Genomic DNA, 12,933 nt, shown 5'->3' on the forward strand with positions numbered 1-12,933 from the left:
ACAAAAGCAACGCGAAAGCCGATTGAAAATTTTTCTGGGAGACAATCATGAAACTCAAATTATTGGCTGCAACAGCGGCGATAGCCCTGTCCGGCGCAGCCGCTCAGGCAAATACGTTGGTTTATTGTTCAGAAGGTTCGCCCGAGGGGTTCGATCCGGCGCTGTTTACGGCTGGAACCACCTTTGATGCTTCGTCGCACCCTATCTACAATCGCCTGTTGGAATTCGAAACCGGCACGACCAACGTCATCCCGGGATTGGCTGAAAGCGTCGAAGCCAGCGATGATGGTCTGGAATACACTTTCAAACTGCGTCAGGGCGTGAAGTTCCATTCGAATGACGAATTCACACCGACCCGCGATTTCAATGCTGACGACGTGATTTTCTCGTTCATGCGCCAAAAAGATGACAGCCATCCCTATAACCAGGTGTCCGGTGGAACCTGGGAATACTTCAAGGGTATGGGCATGCCGGATCTGGTGGAGTCCATCGAAAAGGTCGACGACTACACTGTCAAATTCAAACTGACTAAGCCAGAAGCACCCTTTGTCGCCAACATGGCGATGGATTTTGCGTCGATCCTGTCCGCGGAGTATGCAGATGCGATGATGGAAGCGGGCACGCCTGAAAAGCTGAATACCGCACCGATCGGCACTGGCCCGTTCTCGTTCTTGGCTTACCAGAAAGACGCCGTGATCCGTTATGCTCAGAATGCCGACTACTGGAAGGCACCTGCGGATGTTGAAAACCTGATCTTCGCGATCACACCTGATGCATCGGTTCGTTATCAGAAGCTGAAGGCGGGCGAATGCCACATCATGCCGTATCCGAACCCTGCCGATATTCAGGCGATGAAGGATGACGGCGACATCAATATGATGGAGCAGGAGGGCCTGAACGTTGGTTACCTAGCCTATAACACCACTATGGCGCCGTTCGATAACCCCAACGTCCGCAAAGCGCTGAACATGGCGATCGACAAGAACGCGATCATCGACGTGGTGTTCCAGGGCTCAGGTCAGGTTGCCAAAAACCCGATCCCGCCGACCATGTGGGGCTATAACGACGCTATCACCGACGATGCCTATGATCCCGAAGCGGCCAAGGCGATGCTGGAAGCCGAAGGTGTTTCTGACCTGTCGATGAAAGTATGGGCGATGCCGGTGCAGCGTCCATACAACCCGAACGCACGTCGTATGGCCGAACTGATCCAGGCGGATTTTGCCAAGGTCGGTGTGGACGTCGAGATCGTGTCCTATGAATGGGGCGAGTATCTGTCGCGTTCAAAAGATCTGGACCGCGACGGTGCCGTTCTGCTGGGCTGGACCGGTGACAATGGTGACCCAGACAACTTCCTGGCGGTTTTGCTGGGCTGTGACGGTCGCGAAGCGTCGAACCGCGCACAGTGGTGCCACGAACCCTTCGAAGATCTAATCCTGAAGGCCAAGCAGTCCACCGATCAGGCTGAGCGCACCAAGCTCTACGAGGATGCTCAGGTTATCTTCAAAGAGCAGGCCCCTTGGGCAACCATCGCACACTCGGTCGTGTATATGCCAATGAGCAACAAGGTTCAGGGCTACAAGGTGCACCCTCTGGGCGGCCACATCTTCTATGGTGTGAGCGTCGAATAAATCACCACTCACCAACCGGAGCCGCCCAATTGGCGGCTCCGGTTTTCTTTATTGGGAGGTCGGCGCGAATGCCGGATTTGTCCGAGTACCGTCAACTGGCAAAGGACATGTCAGTAGATGCCGTGGCACTGGTGCCCGGCCCGAATTTTACCCGCGCATTGGGAAAACCATTTATGAGCCACGAGCGCCCCTTTGTGGTCGTGATCCCGGCCGAGGGAGAACCAGCCGCAATTGTGCCCAATCTGGAACTGGGTTCGTGGGAACTGGTCGGATTTGAAGGCGCTGTTTTCGACTGGCGCGACCAAGCCGGCTATGACGGAGCTTTCGCTGCCCTTGCCGAACATATGCCATTGCGATCGCTGGCGGTTGAAGGGCAAGTGATGCGGGTCTTTGTGTCAGTGGCTTTTGCAAATGCTCAACCAGGCCTTCAAATCGTGGATGCCGAGAGGGAAATCTCCGGACTCCGCATTATCAAAACCGATGAGGACATTGCCGCGCTACAGGCGGCGATTGGCATCTCGGAACGCGCGCTGGAGCGCGTCATTGCAGATGTACGCGTCGGTCAGACAGAGCTGCAGATCGAGCAGGCGCTGATCCAGGCGTTGTTCGCTGAAGGTGCCGCCTCTTTGGCGTTTTCGCCGATCGTCACGGCAGGCGATAACTCGGCAAGGCCGCATGGCAAGGCACGGGCGGACTACCAGATCAGGCCGGGCGATGCCCTTCTGTTCGATTTTGGTGCCCGCAAACACGGGTTTGCTGCAGATATCACGCGTACATTCTTCGTCGGAGAGGTCTCGGACGAGGGCAGGGCGGTCTATGACACGGTTCTGCGCGCTAATTTGGCAGGGTTCGAGGCCTGCCGACCGGGCGTGACCGCTCATGACGTCGACGACGCGGTAACCTGCGTCCTCGAAGCGTCGCCCTATGGAGACCGTATTCGGACCAAAACGGGCCATGGGTTGGGCCGCGATGTGCACGAAGCGCCCTACATCATGCGTGGGAACGACCAGATCATGCGCGCGGGCATGGTTTGGACTAATGAGCCGGGCCTCTACGATCTGGACAATTTCGGCGTTCGGATCGAAGATGATGTTCTGGTGACTGACGATGGTTGCCGTTCGCTGACCAGCTTTCCCAAAGATCTTACAATCATAGGTCGCTGATGTTTGGCTATTTTCTTACCCGCCTCGGTATGTTCGTACCGACATTTCTGGGCGTTACACTGATCTCGTTCATGTTCATCCGGGTTCTTCCGGGCGATCCGATCATCGTGATGGCCGGTGAGCGCGGGATGACCGAAGAACGTTATCAGGAGATGGTCGAGAAGTTGGGCTTCGACAAACCCGTTCTGCAGCAATATTGGGATTACCTTGTCGGCGTGTTGCATGGCGATCTGGGCGAGAGCTTTGTCACCAAGAAACCGGTTTGGGATGAATTCTTTGCCCTGTTCCCCGCCACGCTGGAGCTTTCGCTTTGCGCGATGATTTTTGCCGTGGCCCTTGGTCTGCCCGCTGGCGTGATCGCGGCGGTAAACCGGGGTAAATTCTTTGACCGCGCACTGATGTCGTCCGCGCTGGTTGGATATTCGATGCCGATCTTCTGGTGGGCGCTGTTGTTAATCATTGTCTTCTCGGGCAATTTGGGCTGGACACCGGTCTCGGGTCGGATCGACCTGCTCTACTATTTCCCCAGCGTGACCGGCTTTATGCTGATCGATAGCCTGTTGTCAGGGCAGCCGGGCGCGTTTGGTTCAGCCGTACGGCACCTGATCCTGCCGACGATTGTTCTGGGTACGATCCCGCTGGCCGTTATTGCGCGCCAGACCCGCTCAGCCATGTTGGAGGTGCTGGGCGAAGACTACATCCGCACGGCCCGCGCCAAAGGGCTTGCGCCGGCACGGATCAATGGCCTGCATGCGCTACGCAACGCTCTGATCCCGGTGATCACCGTGATCGGCTTGTCCGTTGGCACGCTGCTGGCAGGGGCAATCCTGACCGAGACGATCTTTAGCTGGCCCGGTATCGGCAAGTGGATGGTCGACAGCATATTCCGCCGCGACTACCCGGTAGTGCAGGGTGGTCTGTTGATGATCGCTGTGATCGTGATGCTGGTGAACCTGCTGGTCGATGTCCTGTATGGCGTCATCAACCCCAAAATCCGGAGGCGGTGATGGCTGAACTGTCCGCGACCCCACCTAAGACCGAAGACCGCCCCAGTGCCCTGCGAGAGTTTTGGTACTATTTCAGCGAAAACCGAGGTGCCGTGTTCGGACTGTGGGTGTTTTCCGCTTTCGTCCTCTGCGCAGCCTTTGCGCCCTTACTGGCCCCCTATGACCCGACCGAACAGTTCCGCAATCACATCCTGCAGCCCCCAGCGTGGCAAGAGGGCGGCAGTTGGGCCTTCCCGTTGGGGACCGACCCGTTGGGCAGGGATATGTTGTCCCGGCTGATCATGGGCTCGCGCTATTCCTTCTTTGTCGGCATCGTGGTGGTTTGTGTGGCCGTGACGGGCGGTGTGATTGTCGGGCTGCTGTCGGGTTTTGCGCCCAAATGGGTCGATACTATGATCATGCGGGTAATGGATATCATTTTGTCCTTCCCTTCGCTGCTGCTTGCGCTGGTTCTGGTGGCCATCCTTGGTCCCTCGCTCACGAATGCAATGATCGCCATCGCTATCGTGTTCCAACCGCATTACGTGCGTTTAACCCGGGCATCAGTGTTGGCAGAACGGCAAAAGGACTATGTCACGTCGGCCCGCGTAGCCGGTGCGGGCAAGGCCCGGTTGATGTTCAAGACCGTGCTGCCGAATTGTCTGGCCCCGATCATCGTTCAGGCGGCGCTGTCGTTCTCGACTGCCATTCTGGATGCCGCAGCCCTTGGTTTTCTGGGCATGGGCGCACAGCCGCCGACACCGGAATGGGGCACCATGCTGGCCGAGGCGCGTGAATTCATCTTGCGCGCATGGTGGGTGGTGACTTTCCCCGGGTTGGCCATCCTTGTCACTGTGCTGGCCATCAACCTGATGGGCGACGGTCTGCGCGATGCGCTAGATCCAAAGCTAAAGCGGAGCTGACGACATGAGCCTGTTGGACATCCGAAACCTCACCGTCGAGTTTGCCACTGCCTCGGGTCAGTTCCGCGCTGTGGATGGCGTTGACCTGTCCGTCGACAAGGGCGAGTTGATGGCCATTGTCGGCGAAAGCGGCTCGGGTAAATCCGTGTCGATGCTGGCGCTGATGGGGTTGTTGCCGTGGACCGCCACTATCACCGCCGATCAGCTGAGTTTCGAAGGCATTGACCTAACCAAAATCTCGGCTCGTGACCGCCGCAAGATCATCGGCAAGGACATTGCCATGATTTTTCAGGAACCGATGTCATCGCTGAATCCTTGCTTTACGGTCGGCTTCCAGATCAAGGAAGCCTTGCGCATCCACCTGGGCCTGAACCGAAAGGAACGCCACCAACGCGCCATTGAGCTGTTCGATCAGGTCGGTATTCCGGCACCGGAAAGCCGCCTGAACACGTTTCCTCATCAGATGTCCGGCGGCATGAACCAGCGGGTGATGATAGCGATGGCCATCGCCTGCAACCCCAAGCTGTTGATAGCGGATGAGCCGACGACAGCTCTGGATGTGACCATTCAGGCACAAATCCTTGATCTGTTGGTCCGTCTGAGGGATGAACAGGAGATGGGTTTGGTCCTTATTACGCACGATATGGGCGTCGTCGCGGAAACAGCCGAACGCGTGCAGGTCCAATATGCTGGCCAAAAGGTTGAAGAACAGCCGGTCAAAGACCTGTTCCGCACCCCGCGTCACCCCTATACCACTGCTCTGCTCAGCGCTTTGCCGGAACGGGCTACCTCCAAGATATTGCCAACCATTCCCGGCGTCGTTCCGGGGCAGTTCGACCGGCCCAAAGGCTGTCTGTTCAGCCCCAGATGCCGATATGCCGATGATCTGTGCCGGTCGTTGCCACCAACCCCGCACGGTGCGGAGTTCGGCAAAGCCCGCTGCCATTATGTTGAAAAGATTACAGCCGGAGAACTGGCATGACTGCCCCCATTGTTCAGGCCAGTGAATTGGCCAGGTTTTACACTGTCAAAGGTGGGCTGCTGTCGAAACCGGCAACCGTAAAGGCATTGTCCGGTGTGGATTTCGAACTGCGGCCGGGCAAAACTCTGGCCATCGTTGGGGAATCCGGCTGCGGAAAATCGACCCTCGCACGGGTGGTGACTATGATTGAAGAGCCGACCTCGGGCAATCTGGTTATCGATGGCGTTGACATCACCCCGTCGAAATGGGCTCAGATGCGTGAGACAGTACAGATCGTTTTTCAGGACCCGTACGGCTCGCTCAACCCGCGCCAACGGATCGGGCAAATCCTGCAAGAGCCATTGATCATAAATCGCCGCGACATGTCCGCAGCCGACCGGGAAGCGCGCGCGCGCGAAATGATCGAGCTTGTGGGCCTGCGTCCCGAACATTACGATCGCTATCCGCATATGTTCTCGGGCGGGCAGCGGCAGCGGATCGCCATCGCCCGTGCGCTGATGCTGAACCCAAAAGTTCTGGTGCTGGATGAGCCTGTCTCGGCTTTGGACGTCTCAATCCAATCGCAAATTCTGAACCTGTTGGTCGAGCTGCAGGAACGCCTGAACCTCGCCTATCTGTTCATTTCGCATGACCTCTCGGTGGTGAAGCATTTCGCCGACGATGTGATCGTCATGTACTTGGGCCGTGCGGTTGAGAAGGCTCCGAAGGAAAAACTGTTTGCCGCCCCCCGGCACCCTTATTCCAAGGCGCTTTTGTCGACGACGCCCAGGGCCGACCCCGAAGCGCAAAAGGATCGGATCAAACTGGAAGGCGAGCTTCCTTCCCCAATGAACATCCCCAAAGGCTGCGCCTTTGCACAGCGTTGCTGGCTTGCGACCGAAAAGTGCCGTGCAGCGCCGCCCGAGTTGAGCGGCGCGGACCACAAAGTGGCCTGCCTACATCCACTGGGATAACAAGGGCGGGCGTTCAGCCGATCTCGCCTTTCCGCGTCTTTATGACCATTGCCAGCAATTGATCTTTGGTCCTTTGAATATGCTTGGTCAGCAGTTCGCCTGCGGCGTCAACCTGACCCTTGCGGGCAAGTGACAAAAGCTGGCGGTGATCTTTCTTGGCGGGCTCGCGCTGTTCCATCACGCTTAGATGCATGCGAACATAGCGGTCCGATTGCAGATTGACCCGTTGCAGGATCTCGTTGGTCAACCCTCGGTCAGCGGCTGCGTAAAGCGCCTTGTGGTATTCATAGTTCAGGCTACCCCATCGCCCGACATTATAAGCTTCGTAAGACTTTTCCATGTCGTCGAGCAGCTTTTCACATTTGGCAAAATCGGCTTCGGTCATCTGCGGGATAGCCCGTTTGAACAGATCGACCTCCAGCAACACACGAAGATCAAAAATTTCGCCAATTTCCGAAAGCGAATGCGAGGTCACCGATGCACCACGGTTGTTTGTCAGCTGCACAAGGCCCTCGGCATCAAGCCGTTTCAAGGCCTCGCGGATTGGCATCCGCGAGACATCATAATCCTCGGCAAGGGCCTCTTGCCGGATGGTTTCGCCCTCGGCCATCTCTCCGCTTAGGATACGTTCCCGCAGATCATTGGTGATGACTTCTGGAAGGCTTTGACGTGCGATAGCGCGGGTTCTGGGCATTAGAGTGGTCTCAGTCGGTGTAAACTTGTATCCAAAATACAAAATGAGCGTTCGATTTCCAAGGGTGTTGCATCTATTGATAAACATAAATTGCACGAGGGCTTTGGCAGGCAATTTTCCGGACACCAGAGCAGGTGAGGTTGCAATGTTCCAAAGCGGAGGAGGGGTTTAGTGGACAGCCAGCGTTTCCTGCCCAAGGGGGCGATCTCCGTCGATGTTCCCTATGATGGGCCGCCCAAGGCGTTCCATTTCCTGTTGCTGCCTAAAACCACGATGCTGGCTTTCAGCGCCGCGATTGAACCTCTGCGTGTTTCAAACCAATTGGCCCGGAAGCAGTTGTTCGAATGGTACGTTCTGACGACGGATGGCGCTCCGGTCACGTGCTCAAACGGTATTCGCATTCAGGCCGACCAACCTATGCACGACCTCGAGCAAGGGGCATATACTTTCGTGTGTTCCGGCACCGAGCCGATGGCTTCGTTTGACGACCGTGTTCTGAATTGGATTCGTCGGCAAAAGGCCCATGGATGCGATTTTGGCGGTATCTGCACCGGGGCATTTGCCTTGGCCAAGGCGGGCTTGATCAAAGATAAGAAATTCACGGTCCATTGGGAAAACCGCCCTGGGTTCTGCGAGTACTTCCCCTCGATGACGCCAACCCAGAACCTGTATGAGATAGACGGCAAACTGCGCACCTGTGGCGGCGGGCATGCAAGCACCGATATGATGTTGGAAGTGATCGAGGAACTGTTCGGCAATACTCTGGCTGTCAATGTATCCGAGATGTGTTTGCACAGGCGTGTCGGAGAAAGCGGCAGCAAGCAGGTTTCGCCTGTCTCGGCGCTTTTGGGGACCCGCAACGCCAAGCTGGTCGAAGCAGTCCAGATCATGCGGGACAACGTTGAAACGCCATTAAGCCTTGAGGCGGTGGCAGGTCAGGCATCTCTTTCCAGACGCCATATGGAGCGGCTGTTCCAGCAACACACCAAGATGTCACCCGGCCAATATTACAACAACCTCAGGCTGGATCGCGCCTTTGCCCTTTTGAATGAGACCGATCTAAGCGTATCCGAGATTGCCTTTGCCTCCGGGTTTTCCAGCACGGATAGGCTGTCGGTGCATTTCCGTGGCCGATACAAGATCTCTCCACATAACTTCCGCCGGTCTTGGTCGCAGGATAGCTAAGATCAATGGTGTGAATTGCGCACCAGGCGTGGCATTTTTTTGGCAATCTTGAGTGACGTCACTGCTTGCGGTGCATTGACCAAGAAGGAAGTTCCTTTCATCGTCATTCCCATGATCGAAAATCCGCAACATCCGCGCTTAAACAAATATGTCACTGTAGCGGCGGCCCCATAAACATGGACGGTATCATGAACACTTCCGATGTCCGCAACGAAGGCATGCGAATAGGTGGCGAGATCGTCTTTACCGATGCTACCGTCCCCGTACACTACCCCTACACGAATGAGGTTGTCGGAACCGTCCCCGCTGGTACCGCTGAACATGCGCGCAGAGCATTCGAGATTGCGGCAAATTACACTCCAAAACTAACGCGCTATGAACGCAGTGAAATTCTGCGGCGCGCCGGTATCTTGATTGGCGAGAAACGGGAATATCTCGCTAAATGGTTGACGCTTGAGCTTGGCATCTGCCATCAGCACTCGATCTACGAAACCAGGCGCGCGCAGGACGTTTTCCAGTTTTCCGCAGCTGAGGCACTAAAGGACGATGCAGAAGTATTCTCGTGTGATCTGACCCCCAACGGTAAAGAGCGCAAAATCTTTACCAAACGCGAACCAGTCAATGCCATCAGTGCGATTACACCGTTCAATCATCCGCTGAACATGGTCAGTCACAAAATTGCGCCGTCCATAGCCACCAATAACTGTATGGTCTGCAAGCCGACCGAGCTGACCCCCCTGACAGCATTGACGTTGGCAGACATCCTGTACGAAGCAGGGCTGCCGTCGGAGATGTTTCAAGTCGTGACTGGCTGGCCGCAGGACATAGGCGAAGAGATGATCACCAATGAGCATATCGACATCATCACCTTCACCGGAGGCGTGTCGGTGGGCAAGATGATCGCGTCCAAGGCGGGTTACAAACGACAGGCACTAGAGTTGGGCGGCAACGATCCTCTGATCGTTCTGAACGATTTGAGCGACGCCGATTTGGACAAGGCCGCCAGTATCGCTATGGCCGGGGCCACCGGAAATTCGGGACAGCGTTGCACCGCGATCAAGCGCATTTTGGTTCAGGAAAGCGTCGCAGACAGGTTTGTGCCATTTGTTTTGAAAAAGGCCAAGGCCATCCGGTTTGGTGATCCTCAGGACCCGGAAACGCAGTTGGGTTGCGTCATCCATGAGCAAGCTGCTGAATTGTTCGAAAGTCGCGTGCAAATGGCAGCAGAAGAGGGGGCGGATATCCTCTATCATCCGGGTCGTAACGGGGCATTGTTACCTCCGATTGTTGTCGACAGGGTGCCCCACAGCAGCGAGTTGGTGATGGAAGAGACGTTTGGGCCAATCGTACCGATCGTACGTGTCCCGGATGACGACGCGCAGGTTATGGATATCTCGAACGGAACCGCATTTGGCCTATCGGCCGGGGTCTGCACAAATGACTTGAACCGCGCGATTGCCTTTATCAATGGTTTGAAGGTCGGCACCTGCAATATCTGGGAACAACCCGGATACCGGATCGAAATGTCCCCGTTTGGCGGCATCAAGGACAGCGGCAATGGCGTCAAAGAAGGTGTGATAGAAGCAATGAAGTTCTTCACCAACGTCAAAACATATTCGCTGCCGTGGCCCGAGTGATCCGGCGCACGATATTCAGTTTTTCGAACATTTGTCTGCCGCAGCCGACGCGATTCCCAAGTATTCTAACCGGCACTGGCCGTACCGTCGAACTAGGTCGAACCAAACACAAGTTGCAGCAGGTTTTTGACCTGCCTTGTCAAAAAACCAACTTCTGTAACGGGTTAATCGTGCGGTTGAGTTATTGTATTCTCGTTTCGTAATTCCGAAACTTTTGTGCTAGTGTCTGAACAGATTTTACAGATTTCTTTCAAAGGTACTTTTTATCGTGAGCAGCAGTTCAAATAACACGTTCAGGTTGCGCCCAATGGAAAGGGCAGATCTGGATTCCGTTCTGAGTTGGTTTCAGGACGTTGAAGACCTTGCGCGCTTTGATCGTACGACGCGTGTTCCCCTCAATACATCGCATGCCGAAGAATGGTGGAAAGACGCATTCACGTCTTCCGATGCCAGCCGCAAATGTTGGTTTGTGGTCGAGTCCTCCGCAGGTAAAGCCGTTGGGTTGGCTGGGCTTGAGTCCATCTCCAACATCAATCGCGATGCAGTGGTTGCGGTCTTTGTCGACAGGGCCATGCGCAGATCCGGTGTTGGGCTGCGGGCGTCCGCTTTGGTGCTGGATTTGGCGTTTCGGCAGCTGGGTTTAAATCGCATAACCTCTTATTATCGCGCAGACAATCATCACAGTCGCGATCTCGTGGCTAAGATCGGGTTCCAGATAGAAGGGACGATGCGCCAAGCCTGGTTCGCTGAAGGAGAGTTTAGTGACATGGTTGTCGTAGGCATTTTGAAGTCCGAATGGATGGTTCATCGAGAGGTTCTGGCGCAGGAACTGGATGCGAAGACGACGGTGATACTAGGACCGAACGATTGCGTCGCCTGGTCATGGCCGCCTCGGAAATCAGAGGTTTGATCAGTTCTGGTCAAAACAGCTTCAGTCGTCAAAAGCTAATTTTGATATATGTTGGTTACGGGTCCGCATTGAATCCGAAAAAAGAGTTACACTTGTGAGTACGACAATTTCTGACATTCCAATTACTCAACGACTCGGCGCGGTATTGTTTGCTGATGTCGTTGGATATTCCCGGCTTATGAGTGAAAATGAGCTGGATACGTATAATGAATTGAAATCATTGATATCTTTACTGGAAGAGTCTTGTGCTAAATACCACGGTCGCGTTGTCGAAGTGCGTGGAGACGGGATTTTGGTCCTGTTCGAAACTGCAACCAGCGCAGTGGAGTTTGGGGTCGAGTTGCATCAGATCGCAAGCGATCACAACAAAACCAGGCCACAGGACAAGCGAATCAAGTTCCGGGCCGGGATTCACCTCGGAGAAATCCTGATCGACGAGCGCGGCATACACGGCGACAACGTCAATATCGCCGCCCGGTTGCAAGAAATTGCAGAGCCTGAACGGGTTTATGTCAGCTCGGCCGTATATGAGCAGGTCTGCAATCGCTTGCGTTTTGGGTACGAGTTTCTTGGACCAAAACAGCTAAAGAACATCCTGAATCCGATCTCGACATACTGCGTTCGCAGCGAAATGGCCGGTGCGACAATGGCTGGCACGATGCGTCCGGATTTGCAGGGAGACATCTTCGAGCGGCCGGACACGCCGTCAGTGGCGATTCTGCCCTTCAGCAGCTCAGGCGGGGATGAATCTGACAGTTGGATTGCCGAAGGTCTGACAGACGACATTATCATGAACCTGTCCAAGTTTCGGAATCTGTTTGTCATCGCCCGGAACTCGTCGTTTTTCTTCAAGACACAATCGATGCCTCCAAAAGAGGCAGCGCAAAAGCTAAACGTTCGGTATGTCGCACGCGGCAGCGTACGTCGATCGGCCAGTCGCATTAGGATTTCCGCTGAATTGATTGATGCCAACACCGAGCGCACGATCTGGGGCGAACGGTTTGATCGCAAAATTGACGATATCTTCGACATACTTGACGAAGTGACGGAGTGCATCGTTGCGGCCACAGCAGTGATGATCGAGTCGCATGAAAAGCGGCGAATGATTCAGGCTATCCCATCCGATCTGGAAGCCTATGGTTCGGTTTTGCAAGGCCAGCATCACATCTTCAAATATACCCGAAACGACAACCGCAAGGCCCAGAATTTCTATCAATCAGCCCTAGAAAGGGACGAAAGGTATGCCCGTGCTGCCGCAGCGCTGTCGCGAACATTAAATATTGATTGGCGTTATTCCTGGGCCGACGAGCCATCGCAGGCGTTGGAAAAAGCGCTGATGCTGGCGCAACGCGCAATCGAGTTGGACCCGACTGATGCGCGTGGTTTCGGCGAATTGGGCTATGTGCACCTTTACCGCAAAGAGCATGACGCAGCCATTCAGTCCTATCAGAGGGCGTTGGCTTTAAACCCGAATGACGCGGATATGCATTCTGACTTTGCAGACGCGCTGGCCCATTCGGGCGACAATGAAACGGCCATAACGCATCTTCAGCAAGCAATGCGCCTAAATCCCTACTTCCCGGATCAATACCTTTGGCACTTGGGTGGAGCGTATTATAATCTAAGACGGTATGAGGATGTCATTGAGACGGTCAACAAGATGAATAATCCGACCGAGGGGCAGCGTATGCTGGCTGCTAGCTATGCGCAGCTTGGCCAAACGGACATGGCCCGCCTGATACGGGAAAAACACCACGAAGCTCACCCTAACTTTTCGCTGGACCGGTGGACGTCCATTCAGCCGGATCGGCTGGAGGAAGACACGCAGCACTTTGTGGAAGGTTTGAAAAAAGCCGGGTTCTGAATAGC

Annotated in this window: 11 protein-coding genes; 10 read left to right on the forward strand and 1 reads right to left on the reverse strand. The window is 55.1% G+C overall.

What is annotated here, in order from left to right; all coding sequences use genetic code 11:
• The first annotated feature begins 47 nt into the window (after positions 1-47).
• The 6 genes from GOW16_RS13235 (at position 48) to GOW16_RS13260 (ending at position 6,638) form a co-directional block, all read left to right on the forward strand.
• Positions 48-1,631: an ABC transporter substrate-binding protein gene (locus tag GOW16_RS13235; protein WP_170415719.1), complete on the forward strand. Its 1,584-nt coding sequence runs from the start codon at positions 48-50 to the stop codon at positions 1,629-1,631.
• A 68-nt stretch (positions 1,632-1,699) separates the two neighbouring features.
• Positions 1,700-2,794 (forward strand): M24 family metallopeptidase, encoded by a 1,095-nt coding sequence (locus GOW16_RS13240; protein WP_170415721.1) that lies wholly within the window; start codon positions 1,700-1,702, stop codon positions 2,792-2,794.
• Positions 2,794-3,801 (forward strand): ABC transporter permease subunit, encoded by a 1,008-nt coding sequence (locus GOW16_RS13245; RefSeq protein ID WP_170415723.1) that lies wholly within the window; start codon positions 2,794-2,796, stop codon positions 3,799-3,801. The genes GOW16_RS13240 and GOW16_RS13245 overlap by 1 nt, the downstream gene beginning before the upstream one ends.
• The gene (locus GOW16_RS13250; RefSeq protein WP_170415725.1) at positions 3,801-4,703 is read left to right on the forward strand and encodes an ABC transporter permease subunit; all 903 of its coding nucleotides are present in this window, start codon (positions 3,801-3,803) and stop codon (positions 4,701-4,703) included. The genes GOW16_RS13245 and GOW16_RS13250 overlap by 1 nt, the downstream gene beginning before the upstream one ends.
• A 4-nt stretch (positions 4,704-4,707) precedes the next feature.
• Positions 4,708-5,685, forward strand: a complete 978-nt coding sequence (locus GOW16_RS13255) for an ABC transporter ATP-binding protein (protein WP_170415727.1) — start codon at positions 4,708-4,710, stop codon at positions 5,683-5,685.
• Positions 5,682-6,638 (forward strand): ABC transporter ATP-binding protein, encoded by a 957-nt coding sequence (locus GOW16_RS13260; protein WP_170415729.1) that lies wholly within the window; start codon positions 5,682-5,684, stop codon positions 6,636-6,638. The genes GOW16_RS13255 and GOW16_RS13260 overlap by 4 nt, the downstream gene beginning before the upstream one ends.
• 13 nt (positions 6,639-6,651) lie before the next feature.
• Here GOW16_RS13260 and GOW16_RS13265 read toward each other — a convergent pair whose 3' ends face one another.
• Positions 6,652-7,332: a GntR family transcriptional regulator gene (locus GOW16_RS13265; RefSeq protein ID WP_170415731.1), complete on the reverse strand. Its 681-nt coding sequence runs from the start codon at positions 7,330-7,332 to the stop codon at positions 6,652-6,654.
• A 171-nt stretch (positions 7,333-7,503) separates the two neighbouring features.
• On the opposite strand from GOW16_RS13265, the gene GOW16_RS13270 reads away from it, so the two are divergent.
• The 4 genes from GOW16_RS13270 (at position 7,504) to GOW16_RS13285 (ending at position 12,928) form a co-directional block, all read left to right on the forward strand.
• A complete protein-coding gene (locus tag GOW16_RS13270; protein WP_170415733.1) occupies positions 7,504-8,517 on the forward strand; it encodes a GlxA family transcriptional regulator in 1,014 nt (337 codons plus the stop codon).
• A gap of 188 nt (positions 8,518-8,705) precedes the next feature.
• Positions 8,706-10,154 (forward strand): phosphonoacetaldehyde dehydrogenase, encoded by a 1,449-nt coding sequence (phnY, locus tag GOW16_RS13275; protein ID WP_170415736.1) that lies wholly within the window; start codon positions 8,706-8,708, stop codon positions 10,152-10,154.
• Between the two features lie 307 nt (positions 10,155-10,461).
• Positions 10,462-11,064, forward strand: coding sequence for a GNAT family N-acetyltransferase (locus GOW16_RS13280; protein ID WP_170415738.1), 603 nt, complete (start codon positions 10,462-10,464; stop codon positions 11,062-11,064).
• A 94-nt stretch (positions 11,065-11,158) separates the two neighbouring features.
• Entirely contained in the window at positions 11,159-12,928 is a 1,770-nt protein-coding gene (locus tag GOW16_RS13285) for a tetratricopeptide repeat protein (RefSeq protein WP_170415740.1), read from the forward strand.
• Positions 12,929-12,933: the final 5 nt, after the last annotated feature.

The organism is Ruegeria atlantica (genome assembly GCF_013033965.1).
Classification (GTDB): domain Bacteria; phylum Pseudomonadota; class Alphaproteobacteria; order Rhodobacterales; family Rhodobacteraceae; genus Ruegeria; species Ruegeria atlantica_D.